The organism is Sulfurihydrogenibium sp. (genome assembly GCF_028276765.1).
Taxonomy (GTDB): Bacteria; Aquificota; Aquificia; order Aquificales; family Hydrogenothermaceae; genus Sulfurihydrogenibium.
Window position 1 is genome coordinate 1 of sequence record NZ_JAPYVU010000021.1, and the last position, 23,015, is coordinate 23,015.

General features: G+C 32.6%; 21 protein-coding genes and 2 pseudogenes. 7 read left to right on the forward strand and 16 right to left on the reverse strand.

Annotation, left to right across the window (positions count from 1 at the left end):
* Together Q0929_RS08945 and Q0929_RS04695 are read left to right on the forward strand one after the other, a co-directional pair.
* Window positions 1-102: pseudogene (locus Q0929_RS08945) on the forward strand (IS110 family transposase); the annotation flags it as partial.
* Window positions 103-211: 109 nt separating this feature from the next.
* Window positions 212-598 carry a cupredoxin domain-containing protein gene (locus Q0929_RS04695; protein WP_299238432.1) on the forward strand — a complete coding sequence of 129 codons (387 nt, stop codon included), beginning with the start codon at window positions 212-214 and terminating at the stop codon, window positions 596-598.
* On the opposite strand, the gene Q0929_RS04700 is transcribed toward Q0929_RS04695, so the two are convergent.
* The 10 genes and pseudogenes from Q0929_RS04700 to Q0929_RS04745 form a co-directional block, all read right to left on the reverse strand.
* Window positions 586-1,713, reverse strand: a complete 1,128-nt coding sequence (locus tag Q0929_RS04700; RefSeq protein WP_299238434.1) for an MFS transporter — start codon at window positions 1,711-1,713, stop codon at window positions 586-588. The two genes, Q0929_RS04695 and Q0929_RS04700, sit on opposite strands and share 13 nt — an antisense overlap.
* Complete coding sequence (locus Q0929_RS04705) at window positions 1,706-2,251, reverse strand: 16S rRNA pseudouridine(516) synthase (protein WP_299238437.1); 546 nt, start codon at window positions 2,249-2,251, stop codon at window positions 1,706-1,708. The genes Q0929_RS04700 and Q0929_RS04705 overlap by 8 nt, the downstream gene beginning before the upstream one ends.
* 72 nt (window positions 2,252-2,323) lie before the next feature.
* Window positions 2,324-2,512 (reverse strand): annotated as a pseudogene (locus Q0929_RS08950) (S4 domain-containing protein); the annotation flags it as partial.
* A gap of 465 nt (window positions 2,513-2,977) precedes the next feature.
* Complete coding sequence (locus Q0929_RS04715) at window positions 2,978-3,661, reverse strand: hypothetical protein (RefSeq protein ID WP_299238439.1); 684 nt, start codon at window positions 3,659-3,661, stop codon at window positions 2,978-2,980.
* Window positions 3,658-5,661: an alkaline phosphatase family protein gene (locus tag Q0929_RS04720; protein WP_299238441.1), complete on the reverse strand. Its 2,004-nt coding sequence runs from the start codon at window positions 5,659-5,661 to the stop codon at window positions 3,658-3,660. Before Q0929_RS04720 ends, Q0929_RS04715 begins: the two co-directional genes overlap by 4 nt.
* A 288-nt stretch (window positions 5,662-5,949) precedes the next feature.
* Window positions 5,950-6,243 carry a DUF4911 domain-containing protein gene (locus tag Q0929_RS04725; protein WP_299238443.1) on the reverse strand — a complete coding sequence of 98 codons (294 nt, stop codon included), beginning with the start codon at window positions 6,241-6,243 and terminating at the stop codon, window positions 5,950-5,952.
* Window positions 6,233-6,619 (reverse strand): LysR family transcriptional regulator, encoded by a 387-nt coding sequence (locus Q0929_RS04730; protein ID WP_299238445.1) that lies wholly within the window; start codon window positions 6,617-6,619, stop codon window positions 6,233-6,235. Before Q0929_RS04730 ends, Q0929_RS04725 begins: the two co-directional genes overlap by 11 nt.
* Before the next feature lie 7 nt (window positions 6,620-6,626).
* A complete protein-coding gene (locus Q0929_RS04735; RefSeq protein ID WP_299238447.1) occupies window positions 6,627-7,421 on the reverse strand; it encodes an A24 family peptidase in 795 nt (264 codons plus the stop codon).
* Window positions 7,418-7,924, reverse strand: coding sequence for a phosphate-starvation-inducible PsiE family protein (locus Q0929_RS04740; RefSeq protein WP_299238449.1), 507 nt, complete (start codon window positions 7,922-7,924; stop codon window positions 7,418-7,420). The genes Q0929_RS04735 and Q0929_RS04740 overlap by 4 nt, the downstream gene beginning before the upstream one ends.
* Window positions 7,899-8,225 (reverse strand): ATP synthase subunit I, encoded by a 327-nt coding sequence (locus Q0929_RS04745; RefSeq protein ID WP_299238451.1) that lies wholly within the window; start codon window positions 8,223-8,225, stop codon window positions 7,899-7,901. Before Q0929_RS04745 ends, Q0929_RS04740 begins: the two co-directional genes overlap by 26 nt.
* Before the next feature lie 62 nt (window positions 8,226-8,287).
* Between Q0929_RS04745 and Q0929_RS04750 the strand changes: the two genes are divergently transcribed.
* From Q0929_RS04750 to Q0929_RS04770, 5 genes are all read left to right on the forward strand, one after another.
* Window positions 8,288-8,731: a TraR/DksA family transcriptional regulator gene (locus Q0929_RS04750; RefSeq protein ID WP_299238453.1), complete on the forward strand. Its 444-nt coding sequence runs from the start codon at window positions 8,288-8,290 to the stop codon at window positions 8,729-8,731.
* Entirely contained in the window at window positions 8,731-10,188 is a 1,458-nt protein-coding gene (gatA, locus tag Q0929_RS04755; RefSeq protein WP_299238488.1) for an Asp-tRNA(Asn)/Glu-tRNA(Gln) amidotransferase subunit GatA, read from the forward strand. The genes Q0929_RS04750 and gatA overlap by 1 nt, the downstream gene beginning before the upstream one ends.
* Before the next feature lie 105 nt (window positions 10,189-10,293).
* Window positions 10,294-13,452: a helicase-related protein gene (locus Q0929_RS04760; RefSeq protein WP_299238455.1), complete on the forward strand. Its 3,159-nt coding sequence runs from the start codon at window positions 10,294-10,296 to the stop codon at window positions 13,450-13,452.
* Window position 13,453: 1 nt separating this feature from the next.
* Window positions 13,454-15,244: a hypothetical protein gene (locus Q0929_RS04765; RefSeq protein ID WP_299238457.1), complete on the forward strand. Its 1,791-nt coding sequence runs from the start codon at window positions 13,454-13,456 to the stop codon at window positions 15,242-15,244.
* A gap of 58 nt (window positions 15,245-15,302) precedes the next feature.
* Complete coding sequence (locus tag Q0929_RS04770) at window positions 15,303-16,988, forward strand: Eco57I restriction-modification methylase domain-containing protein (protein ID WP_299238459.1); 1,686 nt, start codon at window positions 15,303-15,305, stop codon at window positions 16,986-16,988.
* 345 nt (window positions 16,989-17,333) lie between these two features.
* Here the strand turns inward: Q0929_RS04770 and Q0929_RS04775 are convergent, their stop codons facing one another.
* From Q0929_RS04775 to Q0929_RS04800, 6 genes are all read right to left on the reverse strand, one after another.
* The gene (locus tag Q0929_RS04775; RefSeq protein ID WP_299238461.1) at window positions 17,334-18,482 is read right to left on the reverse strand and encodes a DNA repair exonuclease; all 1,149 of its coding nucleotides are present in this window, start codon (window positions 18,480-18,482) and stop codon (window positions 17,334-17,336) included.
* Window positions 18,482-18,688, reverse strand: coding sequence for a YgaP-like transmembrane domain (locus Q0929_RS04780; RefSeq protein WP_299238463.1), 207 nt, complete (start codon window positions 18,686-18,688; stop codon window positions 18,482-18,484). Before Q0929_RS04780 ends, Q0929_RS04775 begins: the two co-directional genes overlap by 1 nt.
* A gap of 11 nt (window positions 18,689-18,699) precedes the next feature.
* Window positions 18,700-19,584 carry a lysophospholipid acyltransferase family protein gene (locus tag Q0929_RS04785; RefSeq protein ID WP_299238465.1) on the reverse strand — a complete coding sequence of 295 codons (885 nt, stop codon included), beginning with the start codon at window positions 19,582-19,584 and terminating at the stop codon, window positions 18,700-18,702.
* Window positions 19,577-20,005 (reverse strand): NUDIX hydrolase, encoded by a 429-nt coding sequence (locus tag Q0929_RS04790; RefSeq protein WP_299238467.1) that lies wholly within the window; start codon window positions 20,003-20,005, stop codon window positions 19,577-19,579. Before Q0929_RS04790 ends, Q0929_RS04785 begins: the two co-directional genes overlap by 8 nt.
* A gap of 216 nt (window positions 20,006-20,221) precedes the next feature.
* Window positions 20,222-21,676 carry an SLC13 family permease gene (locus Q0929_RS04795; protein ID WP_299238468.1) on the reverse strand — a complete coding sequence of 485 codons (1,455 nt, stop codon included), beginning with the start codon at window positions 21,674-21,676 and terminating at the stop codon, window positions 20,222-20,224.
* Window positions 21,666-22,991 (reverse strand): homoserine dehydrogenase, encoded by a 1,326-nt coding sequence (locus tag Q0929_RS04800; protein ID WP_299238470.1) that lies wholly within the window; start codon window positions 22,989-22,991, stop codon window positions 21,666-21,668. Before Q0929_RS04800 ends, Q0929_RS04795 begins: the two co-directional genes overlap by 11 nt.
* Window positions 22,992-23,015: the final 24 nt, after the last annotated feature.

Genomic DNA, 23,015 nt, shown 5'->3' on the forward strand with positions numbered 1-23,015 from the left:
GCTAAAAAATTAGCATTAGTAGCTGTAGCACATAAGTTACTAAGGCAGGCATATGGTGTATTAAGGAATAGAAAACCATTTGATGAAAATTTGTGTACTTGACATTTAACATAGAACATCCTGAGGCTGTAAGGCCGAAGGATCTCTTTTTAAATTCTATAAAAACCGCTAATTTCTCACTCCAATGTGTATTTTGTTATAATAAATTTCTATGAACTTTTTAAAAATACTCCTCGTCTTTCTAATAAGTTTTATATTTATATCCTGCACTACCAAAACAGAAGAAAAACCTGAAGTTGTTGTTGATATAAAAGTATCAAAAGAAGGTTATCAGCCTAATGTTATTAAGCTAAAAAAAGGTCAAGTTGTACTGTTTAGAATCACAGCCGTTGATGAAGGCATTGGTCAAGATACCTCTCAAAAATACTATGGACACTGTTTTTACATTCTTCCACCATACGACATAATGGTAGAAAACATAAAACAAGGAGAAACTAAAGAGGTAAAGGTTAAAATGACATTTCCCGGACATCATATCTTTACATGTCCTTATTGTTCAGATGTTTTACCTACAAAGGGAGATATCTATGTTGAATAATATTTCTTTTTAGAGTACAGAAAAACAAAAAATCCAAATAACGGAATAAAAGACATCAAAAAGGCAGAAAGTTTATAATCATCGTTACTAATCCAAAGGAAAAAAGACCATAAAAATAAACCAATGGTTGAAGCTATTCTTTCAGTAAGGGATAAAAAAGACATTCTTGTTGATACTTGCTCCTTTGGAAAATTATGTATTATATAAACTCTTGAAACAGTCCAAAGATGTGCCAAAGAAAAACCAGCAAAAAATCCTGCTAAAAGAACATATTGTTTTGGTGTAAAAGGTAAAATCATTAAAAGTAATGTCCAGAGAAAAAATCCGAGAGGAAAAACTCTACCTGGACCGATTAAATCAGAGACTTTGCCCCAAAATACACCACCTAAAATTCCGCCAATAGCAGAAAATCCTATAACTTTGTATATTTCTACATTTTCAAAGCCATAAACAATTTTTAAGTATATGCTCATCATTGAGATTAAAGTGTTTGCTACTTCTGTCAAACTAAGTATGGCTAAGATAGTCAGCATAAAGGCTCTATCTTTTAAGATTTCTTTGATTTTAAATTCTTGCTTAACAGTTGGGTTGTCTAAAAACAAAACCGCCGGCAATGAAAAAATTAAAAAAATTACCCCAACAAAATAATAAACTTCCGGAATATTTAACGATTTAGCAAAGAATATTAAAGCTATGGCAGAACCAACATAACCAAGAGATACACCTAACCCTGATGCTAAGCCTTTGCTTTCAAAGTTTAAAAGTAGAGAGTTATAAAAAACAAAGCTTTGTTGATGTGATATAGACATAAAAGAGAAAATAATTAAAGAAATGATAGGTAGCGTAGTTGTAAAGCCTAAGGATAAACAAAAAATAGCTGTAAGAATCACAAAATAGATAAAAAAATGTTTTCTTTTAGCTCTTTCGTCTGCAATTTTCCCAAGCTGTAATGCAAACAGAAATGAGATTAAAAAAGTCATTCCATAAACAACAGCGTAAATCTTTGGGTCAATATGCTGGCTGATGTATAAAGGAAAAAATGTTGAGTATACTAATGCTCCAAGGATAGTTTCGCCAAAATCAAAAAGTGAAAATGCAAAAATCTTTTTAATCATTCATTTTTATAAGTTTTTTTAGCTCTTTTATTTCCTTTTCTGTAAGCTCTCTAAATTCACCGGGCAACAAATCTTCATCAAGTTTTAGACTGCCAATTCTAATTCTTTTCAAGTATAATACAGGATGCCCAAGCTCCTGCATAATTCTTTTAACAAGATGATACTTGCCTTCTGTAAGCGTGATTAAAATTTCTGATTTATCTTTTGAAGTGTTTAAGACTTTTACTTTAAATGGTTTTGTTTGATATTTTTCTTTTTTTAGATATATTCCTTTGTTTTCATACTCAGAAAAATCAATGTTAGAAGTATCTCCTTCAACGATTGCATAGTATTCTTTTTCTATATTCCATTTTGGGTGAGAAAGCCTGTGTCCAAATTGACCATCTGTTGTTAGGATTAAAAGTCCTTCTGTATCTATATCAAGCCTTCCTACCGGAAAGAGCTTAGAAGCTATTGGTAAATCTGAGAATAAATCTAAAACTGTTGGATATTCTTCATCTTCTGTTGCTGTGATGTAACCGGCAGGTTTATTCAACATGAAATAATGATTTTCTTTATATGATATCTCTTCATCTTCAAGCTGGACTTTATCATTAATTGGGTCTATATGATAAGATGGGTCTTTTACAATCTCATCATTTACTTTGACAAAACCTTTTTTTATAAGCTTTTGAACTTGACTTCTACTACCAAATCCTTGATTTGATAAAAATTTGTCTAATCTAATGATAAATCTCCTTTCGGTTTGATTTAAAAATATTATATACCTTTGATGAAAAATTAGCGATTTATGCGGAATTTAAAATGGGATTCTTTGGATTTACATTCTGAGAACGCTAAATAAATAACTGTTGGCATGCTCTTTCAATTTCTTTGTCTTCCTAAGGACTTTAGTCCGAACAATCTTTTGTTTTAAATAAGTTAATTAAGCAGAGGTAACTTTCATGAATTTCCCATACAATCGAAAAGATTCTTCACTAACTTCAGAGTGACGATGTGGATTTTTGTAAACAGTCCAAGGTTTGCTTATATTAGTAGTAATCCATACACAACTTATCCACAGGTAAGTAGGTGAATGTGTATAAACATTGGTTTTTAATCGTGATAAAGGTATAGATTACTTTGGATTAATACATTGAGTAAGAAATTTAATAAAGATGAGGAGACTCTTCGCCGGCTGTAGAATGACAAAAAGGCTGAACTTATTTGCTAGCCTGTAAAAGGTATTATTGCTTTAAACTTTGGTATATCTTTTCCTATAGCTTTAGTCAGCATGGGGATTAACTTCTTCATCCAAATCTATTATCAATAAGTCCTTTTTGTTGACATAAAATACATTTTCATTAAACGGTTTTGTGCTTATGTAGTCCACTTTCCAGACTATACTGTTGTTCTTATCTTTTATGATTAATGGTATAGATAAAGTTTTAGACCAGCAGATTTTTTGGGTATTGTTTTTAAAGCTTAAAATATACCATTCGCATTTGTAGATATCTATTTTCTCTTCTTTATAGTTTAATTTTCTCAACTTGTACTGCCCTTCTGGTTTATGTAGATTGTTGGCAAGAGAGTTCCAATTGTAAGAAAATTCTCCTATTAGATACAAAGTTTGTCTGCTTGCTTTAGTTAATATACCTTTTTTCTTGTCTATTATATAGTATAATCGGTCTTTTCCACTTTTAAGAATATATAACTCTAGACTTCCATCGGTAACCCTTTTTAACTTTTCACTTCCTTCTCGCCAATACTCAAGTTGATGTTTAAAACCTCTTTCGTCAGTGTATTGAGCTTTAAAGTATATATACTTATATGCAGGTCTATCTTTAAATACATCTTCCCATCTTATTTCCTTTGAGCCTGCAAAAGAAAACGTTGTATAAAAAATAAGCAGAAGAAAGGGCAGAGCCCTTAGCTCAACCCCTTTTATATAAATAAATACATTTCTCACTGTCTAACTCCTTTTGCGTAATCAAAATATGTATAAGTATTTCCTTGGTAAGAGAGTGTTTTTGTGCATATTTTTACGTAGTATATGCCTTGTTTTGAAGTGTCTATATCTTTTCCATCTGGGTCTGTTGGTAGCATAAACTTAAGATTGCTAACTTTATCCGAGTCTATACATTTACTGATAACTGAGCTTGGAATTGTTCCTCCAGGTGGATTTAATATAGCTTCAGCAAGTATTCTACCATCTGTGTTTGGTAAAGATAAGCCTAATATGTATGCTATGGTTGGTGCTACGTCCACATTACCTGTTGGTAAATAGTCTACAAATCCACTTTTAAAGTCTGGTCCGTAAGCTATTAAAGTGTTATGCACATCAATTGGGCTAAAACTTCCATGCATTCCCCTATTGTTAAACATACTTTCATATTCTATACCTTTCATTCCTTGAACGACGGCGTTTTCATCGTAATTGTAGCTAACTATTATATCTGGGTTTCTTCCAGCTGTATTTTCAAGCTTTACAAGGCTTAATGGAAATGTACCTGGTATAGGTCCATATTTATCATCTACAAAGATTGCTCCAAACTCTTCTCTACTTTGCAAGTAAGAAACCACTTGTTTAATGATGTTTAAGTCTTTGGAAGGAACGTATAAATATTCACTTCCTCCATTTGGTGAGATAACTATTGCATCTTGAGGTAGATTTTCTGGACCTGCTGGAACTGTAAAGTTTGCTGTTGTATATTTTTGTCCAGGTGTTCCGCATATGCTACCATTAGTGTCAGTTTTTGTAGGATATACAGGTGTACCATCTGCTTTAATACCAGATAATACTGGGTCATACGTACAACCACGTCCGTCGTATACATGGCTAAAACCAGCTCTTTTAAGTAAATCTGCTAACCTTACATCTCCTGAAACAGAATATCCGTTTACGTTATCTATACTACCTACTTGCCCGTTGCTTACTGTTCTAAGAGGGAAAAGAGAAAGATCTCCTGATACAGTATTATGACCATGGTCTGAAACGATTATAATATCTGTTGTTTTATCAAGACCTTTTTGTTTTAAAGTATCCAGCAGTTGTCCTAATAAACTATCCATACATTTTAAAGCAAGTTTGTTGTTATAGACACCTACACCGTATGCATGCTCTGTGCTATCTGGGTCTCTAAACCATATCACACTAACATCTGGGTTTTTATTTGGAAGAATATAATTAAGATAAACATTCATCATATAAGTGTTGGCTTTACAATAAGGTGAACCAGACATGTCTGTTGGGTCTGGAGTAACACCGTCGCTAAGACGTTTAACTGGTAGGAAACCAGTTGGATCTCCATTGTTTGATGAAAGTGTTATAGCGCCATTATCATATGCAAATGGAGTGTATTTAGGAAGAGGATAACCTGCATTTTGAAGTTCTTGAGCAAAAGAAAGAGGGTAAGCTATTTTTTCGTCAAGAATTATGCCACCTTTTTTGTAATCAAATAGAAAAGCTGCACCGGTTTTACCTACTACCGCTGTCTTCAGGCCTGCTTTTTGGGCAGCTTGAAGCATTGTACTTACTAATAAAAGTTGATTGTTGTAGTATTTGTCTAAATCTTGAAGTATTTTATAATCTTCTGTGAATACTGGTTGATTATAGTCTACTGGTTGCCCTGCAGAGTTTGTACCGCTCGCACCAGGACTCCAAATCGTGTTTCCGTAAAAACCGGTTTTGTATGGAAAGTCTCCTGTGGCTAAGCTTCCCGCATTCATCATAGTAAATGTTGGATATGTCGAGTGGTTATCGCTGAAGAAGACACCTTTTTGAGATAAGCTGTAAAGATTAGGGGTGTTTGTAGGGTCTATAGCGTCTGGTCTAAGACCATCCCATACAAACAATATCACTTTCTTTTTTTGAGCTGGGGTTCCACTGCCGCTATCAGAAGAACCACATGAGGCCAACATGAACAACACCGATGCTAAAATTACTAAGTTTAGCAGCAGCCTCTTCATACTAAATCCCTCCTTAAAGTAATTGATGGGATAATTTTAAAATATTAACATTAAGAAATTATTAAGGAATAGTAAAAAGTTATTAAGAAATTATTAAGAAATTATGAATATGGTTCGTATAATACTTACTTTTATATAATAGGTCACTTGAGTCTCCGAATCGGCAATTTTTGAAATATTGTAAGAAAAATAATCGTAAGGATTTTTAAAACAAACCCCCTTTAAGGTTTTTATCTCTTCCTTTTTGTAGATTTCTTTTTTCTAGTCTATATCAGGTAGCAGCTTGGGTTAAGTTACTGCTATAATCCAATTATCGCCAAGGTCTCCTATGATTTCTAAGCTTGGGTCATGGTTTAGCTTTAAATCTTCTAAAATCAAAAATAAATCATCTACAAAGTCTGGAGAAGTGATTAGGTCTAAAATGCCTTCTTTGCCGTATCTTGTCCTTGGAAGACAGATTCTGTCATATCCATTCATTACCATAGATATAAAGTTCATCTTTTCCGGATCGCATTTAATTACAAGGTTAACGCTTTTTGTAGGATAGTTGTTTAGCCTTTCTAAAAGCTCATTACTCAGCATCTTTATTTTCCTCTTTCTTTGGATATGCTATCATACTTAAGTATTTTCTTCTTTTTAATCCTTTTTGAAGCCTTTCTCTTAATTTTTCATACTCTTTTACGATTCTTTCAAAATCTTTTAACAGTCCTTCGCCAAATTCTGTTAGCTTTGCTCCACCTTTTTCTGTTCCACCTTTAAACGTTATAATAATCTTTTGTCCAGACCTTTCTTCCATAGCTTTGATATAAGACATAGCTTTTGTGTAATTAAGTCCAACTTTTTCAGCAGCCTTAGTAATAGAGCCTGTTTCTTTAATGGCTCTAAGTAAAGCTTCTCTTCCCATTCCCATGATGATTTCGTCATCTTTTTCAATCCAAACTTTATGTTTTATCTTCATGCTACATTTACCCTCCAAAATAAAAATTGTAAATCCATTCTCCAAAGAATAAATAGATAGTCCCGGCTATAGCAAGAAATGGACCAAAAGGTATTTCTAACTTTGATAAATCATCAGTTTTATACATCTTCATAAAAAAAACAGACCCAAGAAGACCAAGTAAAGACCCAAAAAATATTGTAAATAAAGCTCCAAACCAGCCAACATAACTACCTATGAATGTAAGAAGTTTTACATCACCAAATCCAAGTGCTTCTATATTTCTAACTTTAAGATAAAATAAAGCTAAAGCGTATAAAAACCCAGCCCCTACAGCAGCTCCAATCAAAGCGTCAGTAAGCGGATGAAAATCTCTAACTTCATAAGCTTTATAACCGGCATAAACAAAACCCATAAATAAACCTGAAAAGTTAATCTCATCAGGAATGATTTTAAATTCTAAATCTATAAAAGATAAGGCGATCATACAAGCAACAAAATAAAACATAAATATAAAATCTACTGTAAAGCCAAATTTTAAGTACGTAAAAACAGCCATCAGTCCAGTAATAAGTTCTACCAAAGGATATCTAATGCTTATTTTAGTGGCACAAAATCTACATTTTCCTTTAAGAATTATATAAGAAATAATGGGAATGTTGTCGTACCATTTAATCTGATTTTTACATACAGGACATGTAGATGGTGGATAAACAATAGACATATTCCTTGGCAGTCTGTATATAACTACATTTAGGAAACTTCCGATAGATGCTCCTAAAATAAAAATAGCCAGTAATTTTATAAACTCAAACTCATTCATTGCTGTTCCTTATTTCTTGAATTAGATGCTGAAATTTTCTCTGTATAAGCTACTATTAATCTTACTATTGCAAACACTATTAATGCAATAATTAAATAGTAAGTTTCAGTTAATGATTTTCCCTCCTCAGTAGATACAAGAAAGCTCCTTACAGTTGAAGCAATCGCAGTGTCTACAAAAATGTTTAACGATATTTGCTCTCCCTTTAGTAATTTTATCTCGGCCCTTAGTAATGCTGATAATGGCCATAAAAGTATTGCAGTACCAAAAAGTTTTAAAGCACTTGAACTTATATTTTTCTTAAACATTGCTATTTTTTCAAACAGCTCATAAGCATCATGTAAAAACCACATAAAAATGGCAAGAGAAGTAAAAACTATAACAATTGCTAAAAACAGATGAATTAACCTGTCGAAGTTTTCAAGAAAGTTTATAAGTGGAGCATCTATATTAGTTATTTTATCAACTATATTTCTTTTAATCTTTACTATCAGTCTTTTCAAGATTTTCCTCTTTTAAAGCTTCTTCCTCTAACTCTTTTTTAAGCTGACTTCCTTTTTTAATCAAAAAGATGATCTGAAAGGTAGTAAAACCTATCAAAACTGCGATAATCCCTTCAAACTTTGCTACCACATAACCAAGTAAAGCAGCCCCTATTACAACAGGTGCCCTGAAAATCATACTTGAAAGTATTTTTGATTTATTAGCTCCATATGTGCCAATGCTTTTCCACATATGCCAAAAATAAACAAGACCCGCTATAAAACCAAGAATAAATAATCCGGTGTAAATAATTATTGCCATTAAAACTCCGTTTTTCTATGTGTGATAAAATTATTATATCATTAATACTTAGGAGTAAAACCATGGACAAAAATAAACTTCAAAAATTCAGAAGATTACTTTTAAAGAAAAGATCTCAAATTTTGGAAAGATATTTGAAAAAAGAAGAAACAGAAAAAGTATTAACAGAACAATCTGCTGAGCCAAGAGATTTGGAAGAGTATGCCAACATTGCCATTACTGAAGAAATTTTAGCCCAGTTGTCAGATGTAGAAATTGAGATATTAAAGGCTATAGATGATGCTCTTGAAAGAATACAAAATAAAACCTATGGAATATGTGAAGTTTGCGGAAAAGAAATTGAAGAAGAAAGGCTTGAAGCTGTTCCTTGGACAACTCTTTGCATCCAGCACGCAAAGGAACAAGAACCTTTCCAATCAACGCCAGATTTAAGATATAAAGAGTATTTTGATAATTTATCTGTAAGAGAAAAACCAGCATCAGAAGAAGAGGCAGGAGAGTTATGATGGAATTATGGAAAAAATCTTTAAAAGAACTTTCAGACCTTGTCAAATCAAAAGAAGTTAAACCTTCTGAAATCGTTGAGGCTTTCATAGAAAGAAAAAACCAAGTAGAACCAAAGATTAAAGCTTACGTAACAGCTTTAGATGATTTAGCATTGGAAGAAGCAAAGAAAAGAGATCAAGAATTAACAAAGCTTGAAAGCATTCCAGACCTTTTTGGGCTGCCAATAGCAATAAAGGATAACATTTCTACAAAAGATATAAGAACAACATGTTCATCAAAAATGCTTGAAAACTTTGTTCCTGTTTATGATGCAACCGTTATTGAAAGATTGAAATCTCAAGGTTATGTAATCACAGGAAAAACTAACTTAGATGAGTTTGCAATGGGTTCTTCAACTGAAAACTCAGCATTTTTCCCAACAAGAAACCCATGGGATTTAGAAAGAGTTCCGGGTGGCTCATCCGGTGGGTCTGCTGCTGTTGTTGCATCAGGAATGGCTCCCGCATCTCTTGGGTCTGATACAGGTGGTTCAATCAGACAGCCTGCGGCATTTTGCGGAGTTGTAGGACTTAAACCTACATATGGAAGAGTATCAAGATACGGACTTGTTGCCTTTGCATCATCCTTAGACCAGATTGGACCATTTGGAAGAACGGTTGAAGATGTAGCAATGATAATGAACGTTATCGCCGGAAAAGACCCAAAAGATTCTACATCAAGAAGCATCCCGGTTCCAAACTACTTAGAAAGCTTAAACAAAGATGTGAAAGGTTTAAAAATAGGACTTCCAAAAGAGTTTTACACAGAAGATTTAAACCCACAAATAAAAGAGATAATCTTAAACGCTGTCAAACAGCTTGAAAAAGAAGGAATGATAATTGAAGAGATTTCTTTACCATATACGAAGTATGCGATAGAAACTTACTATATCATAGCTCCGTCAGAAGCATCGTCCAACTTGGCAAGGTTTGACGGTGTTAGATACGGATACAGAGCAAAAGAATATAAAAATCTTGAGGAGATGTATTCTAAAACAAGAGATGAAGGTTTTGGTGCAGAAGTAAAAAGAAGAATTATGATAGGAACTTATGCATTATCCTCCGGATATTACGATGCATATTACTTAAAAGCTCAAAAGGTTAGAACTTTAATCTACCAAGACTACATGAATGCTTTTGAAAAAGTTGATGTAATCATAACTCCAACAACGCCGGACGTAGCGTTTAAAATTGGAGAAAAATCAAACGACCCAATCCAGATGTATTTATCAGATATCTTTACAGTATCAGCCAACATGGCAACCGTTCCAGCATTAAGCATACCATGTGGATTTAAAGATAATCTGCCGGTAGGAATGCAGATAATCGGAAAGCCGTTTGATGAAGAGACCATATTACAGGTAGCTTACAGATTTCAATCTCTAAATGACTATCGTAAGAGATTTCCAGAAGTTTAGGGTTTAGTTTATGTATGTATGCTTTACTTCAGAGTCAAATGCTACTATAGACTTCACCAATGAGAGATTTAAAAAACTAATAGATTTTATAATATCGCTTCAGCCATGAATAACACAGACTTAACTTTTATTACTAACCTACACGGACAGACTTTAAAAGATAGATTTAATGCTCTGATTAAAGATACGAGATTTTTTGATGTATTGGTTGGTTATTTCTACGTTAGTGGTTTTTATGCTATTTATAAATCTTTGGAAAATACAGAAAAAATAAGAATTTTAATTGGTATATCTACTACCAAACAAACATTTGAATTGATTGAAAAAAGAAGAGGTCTATCTCAGCAAGAAGCTAAGGAGTTAGTAGAAGAAGAAATAATCAAAGAGTTTGAAGACTCTGAAGATAAAAAAGAAGTAGAGGAAGGGATTTTAAAGTTTGTTGAGTGGATATCAACAGGAAAGTTGGAAATCAGGGCATATCCTGAAAGAAATTTACACGCAAAATTATACATAATGACCTTTAAAGAAGGCGATCGGGATGTTGGCAGAGTTATTACAGGTTTAAGTAATTTTACACAAAAAGGTTTAGTAGAAAATTTAGAGTTTAACGTAGAGCTTAAAAATAGAAGTGATTACGAATATGCGAAGAAAAAGTTTGAAGAGCTTTGGGAAAAATCAGTAGAAGTTAGTGAAAAGTTTGCCCAAACCATAAAAAACAAAACCTTTATAAACGATTCTATAACTCCTTATGAGTTGTATCTAAAATTTTTGTATGAGTATTTTAAAGAAGAGTTAGATAATACTCAGAATTTAGATAATTCTTATTTACCTGAAAATTTTAAAAATCTTGAATACCAAAGACAAGCTGTTTTAAATGCAAAAAAAATAATAGAAGAGCATGGAGGCGTTTTTATCTCTGATGTCGTAGGTCTTGGAAAGACCTATATGACTGCTATGTTAGTTTCACAGCTTGGTGGTAATACTATGGTTATAGCACCACCATCTCTTTTAAGCAGAAGCAACCCGGGTTCTTGGGAAAACGTTTTGAGAGATTTTCATGTTCCTTTTAAAGCAATATCCATAGGAAAGCTTGAAGAGGCATTAGAAGAGATAGAGTTTAGAGAGTATAAAAACATCATCATTGATGAATCGCACAGATTTAGAAATGAATCTACAATTACATACGAAAAATTAGCTGAAATCTGCAGAGGAAAAAGAGTTATACTTGTTTCAGCAACTCCTTACAACAACTCACCAAAAGATATTTTAGCACAGATAAAGCTATTTCAAAATCCAAGAAAAAGTACAATACCCGGCATTTTAGATTTAGAAAGCTTTTTTAAAAAGCTTGAAGATAGACTAAAAAAAGCAAAAAAGAGCCAAGACCCGGAAAAGTTTGTAGAAGAATCTAAAGAAGTGGCAAGAGAGATAAGAGATAAAGTTTTAAAGTACATAATGATAAGAAGAACAAGAAAGGATATAGAAACTTACTTTAAAGAAGACCTTGAAAAAAACAATCTAAAGTTTCCCCAGGTAAACGACCCTATCCCAGTTTTATACCAGTTAAACGAAAAAGAAGACAACGCATTTATGAAGACTGTTGAACTTGTTGCCAAACATTTAACCTATGCAAGGTACACACCTTTACTTTATTTAAAATCTCAAATAAATATCTTAGAAAAACAATCTCAAAAAAATATGGCATCTTTTATGAAAGTCCTTCTTGTAAAAAGATTGGAAAGCAGTTTTTATGCTTTCAATAAAACCTTAGATAGATTTATAAAGTCATACGAAGGCATGCTAAATGCCATAAATCAAAAAGAAAAAGTTTATATAAGCAAAAAATTTTCAGACAAAATTTTAGAATTCTTAGAGAGTGATAACGATGAAGAGATTGAAAAATTACTCAATGAAGGCAAAGCAGAAGAGTATGATATACATGATTTTACAGAAAGCTTTATAGAGGACCTAAAAAAAGATTTGAATATCTTAAAACAGATAAAATCTCTTTGGCAGGATATAGAAAGAGACCCTAAGTTAGATATTTTAATCCAAGAATTGAAAAATAACCCAATTTTAAAAGACAAAAAGATAATTATTTTTACAGAGTCAAAAGAAACTGCAGAATACCTAACAGAAAACTTAAACAAAATATTTGATAATAAAGTTATTTTATTTCATGGCGGGTCTTCTGAAGAGATTAGAGATAAAATCATTGAAAACTTTGACAACAGGTCAAGAGTGAAGAAAGATGATTATAGAATTTTAGTAACAACTGATGTACTGTCAGAAGGTGTAAACCTTCACAGGTCAAACATCATTATAAACTATGATATACCATGGAATCCAACGAAGATTATTCAAAGGGTTGGAAGGGTTAATAGGTTAGATACAAAGTTTGATGAGATTTATGTGTATAACTTCTTTCCAACTGCCCAGGTAGAAGACCAGATAAAATTAAAGCAAATAGCCCGCTCTAAGGTAGAAGCCTTCTTAAACCTGCTTGGCGGTGATGCTGCAATCCTAACAGAAGGGGAGTCTGTAAAATCTTATGAGCTTTTTGACAAATTAACATCAAAAAATTTCTTAACAGATGAAGACTTTGAAGAGAGTGAGCTTAAATATTACAGAATAATAGAAAAAATAAGAGATGAAAACCCGGACTTATTTGACAAAATTAAACAACTTCCAAAGAAAGCAAGAGCAGGGAAAAAAGTAGAAAATATAACCAACACACTTTTAACCTTTTTCAGAAAAGGAAAGTTGATGAAGTTTTATCTATCAGATAAAAATATAACGCAGGAATTAGACTTTTTAACTGCTGTCAAGCTTTTTGAATGTGATGAAAGCCAGCAAAAAATAAACATTCCAACAGAAGAGTTTTATAACCTTCTTGAAAAGAATAAAGAGGCATTTATCAACGCAACTTATGAAGAAGAGTTTATTCATCATAAACCGGGTAAAGACAGCAGTAAAGAGCTATTAAAACATATAAAAGCTATTTTTAAAGACAGGAAAAAACTAACAGAAGAGCAAGAAAAGTATATAGATTTAATAACTGAAAGAATTGAAGAAGGAGCTTTACCGAAAAAGACGGTTCAAAAAGCTCTAAAAGCTATAAAAGATGTTGAAGACCCATTAAAAGCAATATCTATACTACAAAATGAAATACCAAAAAATTTAGTTTATAAACAACATTTAGGCGTAATACTAAATCAAGGTCATAAAAGAGAGGTTATACTATCACTGTATTTAGGAGCTTAATATGAATGACAAACAAGCAAAAGAGCTTGTAAGAGATACGTTTGAAAGTGGGTTTAAAATAGAAAAATTTGACAAGTTTATAACTGAACTTTTAAAGAAAAATTTTGATAGGAGTAAAGCTCTTCCAAAAAGAAGCGGAAATCAAGCAGTACCAGAAAAGTACAGAGATTTTATAACTTCTTGGGAAAGATTGGGGCGGTATGAAGACCCAGAAGGTAGAATTATAGACGTCCTTATTGTTTATCTTAAAAAAGGACAATCTTTATACAGGTCAAGAGTAGCACAGAGGAACTTTGTAGCTGATTACCTAAGGGGAAATCATGGAACTAAATCCCTTAAAGATGCTGCACTTGTTGCTTTTGTATCTCCTGACGAGGAAGATTGGAGATTTTCTTTTGTTAAGTTAGAGTATAAAAAAGAAGACGGTAAGGTAAAAGAAGTACCTTCACCCGCTAAAAGATGGTCTTTTTTGGTAGGAAAAAATGAAAAGAGCCACACCGCACAATCAAGATTTTTAGAGCTTCTAAAATCAGATAAAAATCCAAGCTTAGAAGAGATTCAAAAAGCCTTTGATATAGAGACTATCACTAAGGAATTTTTCAAAGAGTATAGAGACCTATTTATCAAAACTAAGCTTGAACTTGATAAGATTGTAAAAGAAAATCCGGCTGTTAAAAAAGAGTTTGAAGATAAAAATATCAGCACTGTGTCCTTTGCTAAAAAGCTTCTTGGTCAGATAGTGTTTTTATACTTTTTACAGAAAAAAGGTTGGTTTGGTGTAGAGAAGGGTAAAGATTTTGGAACAGGTCCAAGAGATTTTATTAGAAGGCTTTTTAATGGTGAGTATATAAGCTATAAAAATTTTTATAACGAAGTGCTTGAACCTTTGTTTTACGAAGCTTTAAGAGTTGATAGAAGTTTTAACGACCATTACTACGATAAGCTTAATTGTAAAATTCCATTTTTAAACGGTGGACTTTTTGACCCGCCAAACGATTTTAATTGGGTGGACATAGACCTTCTAATTCCAAACGAATTGTTCTCAAACAAAGATGAAAACGGCATTCTTGATGTATTTGATAGGTATAACTTTACTGTAAATGAAGAAGAGCCACTTGAAAAAGAGGTAGCACTTGACCCAGAGCTACTTGGTAAGATTTATGAAAAACTCAACGCAATCAGAGAAGATAACTTTGATGAGTATTTAAAAGCTCTAAAGTCTTCTGCCAAAGAAAATGAATTTAACAGGGAGTATGGAGTTTATTACACTCCAAGAGAAATTGTTCATTATATGTGTAGTGAAAGTCTTATTTACTACCTTGAATCTCAGTTAGATGGTAAGGTTAGTAGAGAAGATTTGGAAGTGTTTGTAAATTTTGCTGACTTGTTTATTGAAAATGAAAAAGTAGCACAAAAGAAAGTTGAAAATGGCAATGAAAATACAAAATACGAATATAAAATCCCAGAAAGCATTATACATAATGCACAAGAAATAGACAACCTGCTTGATGGTTTGAAAATTTGCGACCCTGCTGTTGGTTCTGGGGCTTTTCCTGTTGGTATGCTTCATGAGATTGTAAAGTTAAGACAGCTTCTTTCTGTATACACAAAAAACAATCTTAACACATATGATTTAAAAAGGCATACGATAGAGAATTCTATCTACGGCGTAGATATAGACCCGGGAGCTATTGAGGTATGTAAGTTAAGGTTTTGGTTGTCTTTGGTTGTTGATGAGGAGTCTTTTAAGGATATAAAACCACTTCCAAACTTAGATTATAAGATTAGTTAGGGGAAATTCGCTACAAAAGATTGATAAGATTATTTTTAATAAAGATAAAATAGAAAATTTGATAGAATTGGAACATAAATATTATAGAGAGTCAAATTCAAAAGAAAAATTAAAGATAAAAGAAGAAATTGATCGGCTAATTAATGAAATCTCTAATGGGAATAGTGAGTTCGATTTTAGAGTTTATTTTGCAGAGGTATTTCAAGATCCAAATAAAAATGGTTTTGATATTGTGATTGGTAATCCACCGTATGTATCTACAAAGGGCGTTGATGAGAAGCTTAAGAAAGTCTTAGAAAAGATTTACGGTTTTTCTGATGACCTGTATAATCATTTTTACTTTAAAGGTATTGAAATTTTAAGAGAAAATGGAATTTTGGCGTTTATCTCATCTAAAACTTTTTGGACTATTCAGACAAAGAAAAATTTAAGAAAGCTAATTTTAGATAATAAACTTTTACAGTTGGTAGATACTGCAAATCCTTTTGAGAGTGCTATGGTAGATACTTGTATTACCATTGTTCAAAAAACAAAAGTTGAAGATTATGAAATACTTTTTATAGATGCAAGAAATGGATTGGATAAGAAAGAAGTTTATAAAGTTAAAGATGAAATTTATAAAAACGTTGCAAATAATGTATTTTTTGTGCCAACGGAGTTTAATTTAAGGATTTATGAAAAGCTTGGTAAAAAAGTTAAAGAATTGTTAGATAAATGGTGGCAATTTATATCTGATAGTAAAAAGCTCAATAAGTATAAAAGATTTCTTGATGAGTACAGAAATTCTTTAAAAGCAGGCGATATAACTTTGCTTGGATTGATTACAGAAGGTGGGCAAGGGCTTGCAACCGGTAATAACGGCAAATACATTGGTGTATTGGAAGGTACAAAATGGGCTGAAAAAGTTAAGAAGGAAAGACCTGAGAAGCTTTGGAATTTTATAAAAACTCAAAATCCAAAGGAGCTTAGCAATCTAAAATCTAAAAAAGATGTAGAGGATTATCTTAATAGTTTAACTGAAAAAGAGATTAGAAAGTTGTTTGATGGTTTAAAGGAAAAATACGGAAGGGATATTTTTGGACAAGGTTGGCTTTATAGGATTGTTAGTAAAGATGAGATAGCTGATGTGGATAGTTTGAGTGATGATGAAAAGTTAAACGGAATAGATGGAGACAAAACGTTTGTCCCGTATGATAAAGGAGATAAAGACGGCAATCGTTGGTGGGCTCCAACGCCGTATTATATAGATTGGAGCAGAGAGAATGTTAGGTTTTTAAAGGAAAATTCAGGAAAGAAAGGCGAGGGAATGCCAGTCGTTAGAAATCAGCAGTTTTATTTTAAAGAGGGTTTTTGTTGGAATAATGTTACTGGAACAAAAATAGTGTGCAGAATTAAAGAAAAATCCGTACATTCTACAGAGGCTATGACATTTATCTCATTAATGCCGAAAATGATTAGTGATAAATATCTTATATGTTTAATGAATTCATCTTTTTTTGGATTGTACAAAAATACTTTTTTAAATATAACGGTACATCTTACTACTGGTGATGCAAAAGAATTTCCTATAATAATTCCAACTCCCGAGCAATTAAAAGAATTTGAGTTTATCTTCGACAGAGCTAAGAGAATTCAGGAAGAAAAATTTTCTGGGAAAATAACTGAAAAGGAAGCCGAGGAAAGATTGGAAGAAATCCAAAAAGAACTTGACGAAAAAGTATTAAAGCTGTATGGCTTGGAGTGATAAAGTGAGAAAGTAAGAGGTAAAAGGGCGGAGATTCTTCGCACGGCTGCAGAATGAATTTGTTATTACCTATCACACTTCGCTTCATATTAATCTCTTCAATGCTGTTAGCTAATGCAACTTTTGTAAGAATTTTATCTAATTCCTCTAAATCCTTACATTCATAAATAACTTTCTCTAAATTTTCCGCAGCTGCTCCAAATTTTAGTTGAATTAGTTTTATCAAAGCTTCTTTCTTACCTTCAGCTTTACCAACCATCCATCCTTCCATTTTCTATTTTTCTGTTAAGTCATCATCTTTTCTTCACCCATGGAAACGGTTGCAGATTTTCCAATCTTTAACCTTTAAATCTCAAACATTTCTGGATGGTGTTTTATAAACTCTTCTAAGTCTTTTACATTTTCGTAAGATTCTGCTATTTTAAAAATTTCTTCTAATTTTATTCTTAACTCTTCATCATCCACAACTTCTTTAAGCTTTTCTACTGCCGAGAAGCTTTCAGAATTTGATGAAGTTGTATCATCTAAAATATCTTTTTTATTTCGATTTACATCGATTTTAATGTGTAGAAATTCTTTGGCAAGGTTTTTAGATTCTAAAATTCTTAAAATATCTTTGTTCGAGATGTTTTCTTGTGTGTTTATATTCAAGCTTAATATTGGCTTTTTGTTTAAATTTAAGCTGTTTAAATCTTTTTCCATATCTTCTAAAAATTTATCAATTTCTGAGTAATCTACGCTGTAGCTTAAAAACTTTCTTGCGTTTAACGGAACAAACTCTATTTTTTCTATACTTTTACCGCCTACTTCAACTAAATAACAGCCTTTTTCTACATAGCTTTTTTCGTTAAACTGTGTGTATTCAGTAGAACCAGGATAAACAACGTACCTACCTTCTTCTTTTATTGGTTCTTGTCTTTGATGGTAATGACCAATGCCAACATAGTCATACTCAAACGGTACGTCTGATATGGTTTGTAATTCGCTAGAGCTAAAAACCGATGCAAACTCTAAGTGTAGCATTAATATATTAAAATTGTTTTTATCCGTTGCTTTCTCGTATAAGTCATAAAGGATGTCTTTTAGAACAACGTTTCTTTTAAAATGGATTGGAGAGATATATTTTAAGCCAAAGATATTAACTCCGTTGTACTCTATAAAATCATTATTAAGAAGTCTTAAACCAAATTCAGATAAGATTTCTAAGGCGTTTCTGTCTCTTGTTCCGCTACCTCTGTCATGGTTGCCCGGAATTACAAACATAGGGATTTTGTGGTCTTTTAATTTCTTTATAAGATACAATCCATCAAGGATAGACTCATTACTTGGTCTGCTTGAATGAAAGAAATCACCTGTATGGATTATAAAATCAACGTTTTTCTCAATAGCTTTGTCTATAGCTTCTTGGAAAACGTCAAAATAATCCCTTTCCCTCTCTTTAATATTGTACTGCTGATACCCAAGGTGGGTATCAGAGATATGTAAAAATCTCATTAAGCCTCTTTACAAGTTATTTCTTTTCCTGTAATCTTTTTCAAGATAAAATCAGATGGACAAAAGCCGGTAATTCCAGCTATTAAAGCCATGATAGCCACAAACCAGATTAAATACTCTCCCCAGTCGTAGCCATTTAAATCAAGCAATAATCCTGTAATTAAGATTATTGACATCATAATTCTTTGTATTCTTAATGGATTCATTTTTCACCTCCTTAGTAAATTTTTTCTAAGTTTTCATTTTCCCTTGTTTTCCATCTTTTATGAACCCATAAATACTGGTCTGGATGTTTTCTTACAGCTTCTTCTACTTTTTTAGTGTAGGCTTGAACTATATTATACGCTGTTTCTTCACTATCTTTTCCTATATTATACTCTAATTTTTCTATTTCACAAAAGTATTTACTATGATTTTCATCAAAGTATGTGTATGCAAAAAATATAGGCACGTTATACTTAACTGCAAGCTTAGCCGGAAAGTTTACAGTAGATGCTTTTAATCCAAAAAAATCAACAAAGTAGCCTCTATGTCTTAATGCGTTTTGGTCTACAAGAAAGGATATTATCTCCCCTTTGTTTAAAGCGTTGATAAATGTTTTTAAAGGTTGGTCATGAAAGATGATTTTAATCCCGGACTCTTGTCTGATTTTTGTTATTAAATCATTTATTTTTTGATTTTTCTGTCTGTATGCTAAGCTTGTCATACCGCCTAAGTATGCTGATAAACCAGCACCGCACATTTCCCAGCTTGATATATGCCCAGATACAACTATAGCACCTTTACCTACATAGCTTTTTAACTCTTCAAATCCTTTTGTGATAATAAATATATTTTTGATTTCTCCAGACTTTACATATTGAGGCTGTTTTGGAAACTCTACCAAAACCCTTCCTATGTTAATGAGAGATTTTTTTCTTATCTCTTCCTTCCACTGATAATCTTTGTCTGGAAATGCAATATCTAAGTTTTTATGTATTACATCTTTTCTGTAATTTAATAAATATAATACTTTTCCTATTTTTTCAGCTAATTTTAATGCTTTTTCTCTTGGCTTTCTTTGAATGTAATTAAAATAAAGTTTAACAAATGCTTCAAGCATGAACTTTTAATTTTTGTAGTTTTTGCATTGCAATGTTATAAATTTTTTTATCTTTATCAAAAGAAAGTTTGTCTAACACTTCTTCTGCCGGCACCCATTCTGCTGCTTCTATCTCTTCTTTTTGTGGGTTTAACTCTCCGCCTTTGTACTTCATTAAGTAGTAGTAAACGAACTTATGAATTGTGTCAGTACCAGACCTGTACCAGTATTCTACGTTTCCTAAGTACTCAATTGGTTCTGCATCAACGCCGGTCTCTTCTCTAACTTCTCTAACTGCCGCCTCTTCTTTTTTCTCCGTTCTTTCAATGTTTCCTTTTGGAAAGCCATATTTATCTTTGTTTCTAATAAGGAGTACAAAAGTCTGTCCGTCTTCTTCTTTAATGACAACTCCGCCTGCTGAAAACTCCCATTTTACACTCATTCGCTACTCCTTTATAAAATTTATTTTAAAAATAAAATATGGTTAGGTGAGAAATTTAAAAGCATGAGATTCTTCGTCGGCTTCAGAATGACAACTTTACTTCCAAATTCTCACCCTATTCTGTAATGGCAATTCATGAATTGCTCTACTTTCGCTTTCCTTGTCATCCTGAGGACGCAAGTCCGAAGGATCTCCTTTATAAAAATCATCAATTCCTCACCCAGCATAATTTAAAAGAATTAAGAAAATATATATTATAACACTTCCTATAACATCAAGCAAAAAGCCAAATTTTATCATAGTTTTAACATCTACGTGCTTGGTTGAGTAAACGATTGCGTTTGGTGGTGTGGAGATTGGAAGCATAAATGCAAGGCTTGCAGCTATTGCAACAGACATTACAGGATTTATAAGGTTTACATTATAGCTTTCTAATATTGATATTACTATTGGAGTTAGGACTATTGCTGTGGCTGTGTTTGAAGTAATTTCTGTCAAAATAATTGCTAAAATAATTACAACGAACAATAAAGCTAATATCATCTCATGACTAAAAGCATTTTTAACAGTCTCTGCTAATACTTTTCCAAGTCCTGATTTTGTGATTAACTCTCCAAGAGAAATTCCTGATGCAAAAAGTAAGATAGTGTCCCAGTCAATCTCTTTTAAGTCTTCTACAGACATAACAGGCTTAAACTCTTTCAAATCTTTTGGAATGATAAACAGCAAAGATGCTGTCAGAACTGCAACCACGCTTTCAGGAAGCTTTTGATTTAAGAGTTTGCCGATGTTTTCAAAACCAAGTAATGTAAAAATCGACGGCAAAATCCATAAAAAAACAGTTAGCAGAAATACAAATCCAACTATTTTCTCTTCGTTTTTTATCTTTCCAAGCTGTGCCTTGTTAGATTGAATGATTTCAAGCAGTGCTTCTTTTGAGATACTAAACTCTCTTATGTTAAATCTTATGTATAAAAGCATAAACACGTAGATTGCAAAAGCTACAGGAAGTGCTTTTATAGACCAATCTAAAAAGCTTATTTCTATACCTTTCTCTTTTAAAAATCCAATGCTTACCAAGTTAGTTGGTGAGCCTACGATTGTACCAATTCCCCCGATAGATGCACTGTATGCAATACTGAGTAAGAATAACATAGCAAACTTTTTAAATCCTGGTTTTTTCTGGTCTTTCAGTAGATGAATAACTCCAAGGGCTATAGAAACCATTATAACAGTGGTGGCGGTATTACTTAGCCACATAGAAAGAAAAAAGGTTAGTAAAGAAAATCCAAGTACAAGCCTAAACGGACTTTTTAAAAAGAAGTCTTTTGATAAAAAGTATAATGCAACTCTCTTGTCAAGACCGTATTTATAAATTGCGTTAGCAATCAAAAAACTTCCTATCATTAAAAAGATAACAGGATTTGAAAAGCCTTCAAAAGCAGTTTTTACATTACTTGCTCCAAGAATGATGGATAAAACTATTCCAAATAGTCCTACTATCCCAAGGGGTGCAATTTCTGAAATCCAAAGTGCTATGCAGAATAAGAAAATGCCGATGGTTGTTTTTGCTTCATAAGATAGGTTTAAAAATGGATTAAAGATTGAAAAAACCAAAAGAAATATTGCTACGGCTATATAAACAAGCTTTTTGTTTACTTCATTCCTCATCCTCTACTCTTATGATTACCGGAATTTCTACGCTGTATTTGTTAGACACGATTTCTTTAATAGCAAGCTGTATGTTGTTTTCTGATGCTGTATGGGTTAAAATCACAAGCGGAACTACTTTTTCTTTTGTTTCTTTTTGAAGTTTTAAAACTTTTTCTTTTTGAATGACTGCTGCAATGCTGATGTTGTACTTTGCAAACACTGATGCAATCTTTGCAAGGATGCCTGTAATGTCCGGAACTGTAAATCTTATGTAATATCTTGTGTAAAAATCTTTCACTTTTGTAAGGGTTAAATCTTTATGCTTCCAATCCATAGATGTGATTTCTAAATCTCTTCCTAAGTTGTTGGCAATAGATTTTCCGATGCATACAATATCACTGATTACTGCGCTTGCCGTTGGCAGTCCGCCTGCCCCTCTTCCATAAAACATAGTTTCGCCAACGTTATTACCTTCTACCATCACAGCATTAAATACTCCGTCAACCTTAGAAAGTGGATGCCAAGATGGTAAGAATGTAGGATTTACTCTTATTTCTACCTCTTCTCCATGAGATTTTGCAATGGCAAGAAGTTTTAGAGTGTATCCAAGCTCCCTTCCAAGTTCTATATCTAATGTATCTATTTTGTCTATTCCTTCTACGTAAACTTGTGAAAAATCAACAAACCCGCCAAAGGATAAAGAAGCAAGGATGGATATTTTATGTGCTGCATCTGTTCCGTTTATGTCAAGGGTTGGGTCTGCTTCTGCATAGCCTTTTTCTTGCGCTTCTTTTAATGCCTGCTCAAAGCTTTTTCCTTCTGTATACATAGATGTAAGTATATAGTTAGTTGTTCCGTTTAGTATTCCGTAGATTTTGTTTATATCATTTGCAACCAATCCTTCTCTCAGTGCTTTTATTATCGGAATTCCACCGGCAACCGCCGCCTCAAAGCCAACTCTAACATCATACTTTTGTGCAAGACTAAATATATCTTTGCCTTTTTCTGCAAGCAGTGCTTTATTTGCAGTTACGATGTTTTTTCTGTTTTTTATTGCCTGTGTGATAAGTTGGTATGGAAACTCTATTCCACCTGCCACTTCAACGACAATATCTATATCTTTATCGTTAATTATCTCATCAACTGTTTTAGCTTTTTTACTGTCATCTATTGGATATAATAATTTTCTATTCCAATTTCTTGTATAGACTTTTTTAACGTTTATATCTAAATCTGATTTTTGAGTGATGATTTCTCTGTCTTTATCTAAGATTTTAACAACGCTACTGCCAACTACACCATATCCAACAATCCCGATATTTATCTTTTTCAACGACTAACCTCGTGTTTTTTGGTT

Excerpts from the sequence above, each read along its gene's own strand:
- Q0929_RS04695 (WP_299238432.1), top strand. The coding sequence starts at position 212 with ATGAACTTTTTAAAAATACTCCTCGTCTTTCTAATAAGTTTTATATTT.
- Q0929_RS04700 (WP_299238434.1), bottom strand. The coding sequence starts at position 1,713 with ATGATTAAAAAGATTTTTGCATTTTCACTTTTTGATTTTGGCGAAACT.
- Q0929_RS04705 (WP_299238437.1), bottom strand. The coding sequence starts at position 2,251 with ATGTTGAATAAACCTGCCGGTTACATCACAGCAACAGAAGATGAAGAA.
- Q0929_RS04720 (WP_299238441.1), bottom strand. The coding sequence starts at position 5,661 with ATGAAGAGGCTGCTGCTAAACTTAGTAATTTTAGCATCGGTGTTGTTC.
- Q0929_RS04725 (WP_299238443.1), bottom strand. The coding sequence starts at position 6,243 with ATGCTGAGTAATGAGCTTTTAGAAAGGCTAAACAACTATCCTACAAAA.
- Q0929_RS04730 (WP_299238445.1), bottom strand. The coding sequence starts at position 6,619 with ATGAAGATAAAACATAAAGTTTGGATTGAAAAAGATGACGAAATCATC.
- Q0929_RS04735 (WP_299238447.1), bottom strand. The coding sequence starts at position 7,421 with ATGAATGAGTTTGAGTTTATAAAATTACTGGCTATTTTTATTTTAGGA.
- Q0929_RS04745 (WP_299238451.1), bottom strand. The coding sequence starts at position 8,225 with ATGGCAATAATTATTTACACCGGATTATTTATTCTTGGTTTTATAGCG.
- Q0929_RS04750 (WP_299238453.1), top strand. The coding sequence starts at position 8,288 with ATGGACAAAAATAAACTTCAAAAATTCAGAAGATTACTTTTAAAGAAA.
- gatA (WP_299238488.1), top strand. The coding sequence starts at position 8,731 with ATGGAATTATGGAAAAAATCTTTAAAAGAACTTTCAGACCTTGTCAAA.
- Q0929_RS04760 (WP_299238455.1), top strand. The coding sequence starts at position 10,294 with ATGAATAACACAGACTTAACTTTTATTACTAACCTACACGGACAGACT.
- Q0929_RS04765 (WP_299238457.1), top strand. The coding sequence starts at position 13,454 with ATGAATGACAAACAAGCAAAAGAGCTTGTAAGAGATACGTTTGAAAGT.
- Q0929_RS04775 (WP_299238461.1), bottom strand. The coding sequence starts at position 18,482 with ATGAGATTTTTACATATCTCTGATACCCACCTTGGGTATCAGCAGTAC.
- Q0929_RS04780 (WP_299238463.1), bottom strand. The coding sequence starts at position 18,688 with ATGAATCCATTAAGAATACAAAGAATTATGATGTCAATAATCTTAATT.
- Q0929_RS04785 (WP_299238465.1), bottom strand. The coding sequence starts at position 19,584 with ATGCTTGAAGCATTTGTTAAACTTTATTTTAATTACATTCAAAGAAAG.
- Q0929_RS04790 (WP_299238467.1), bottom strand. The coding sequence starts at position 20,005 with ATGAGTGTAAAATGGGAGTTTTCAGCAGGCGGAGTTGTCATTAAAGAA.
- Q0929_RS04795 (WP_299238468.1), bottom strand. The coding sequence starts at position 21,676 with ATGAGGAATGAAGTAAACAAAAAGCTTGTTTATATAGCCGTAGCAATA.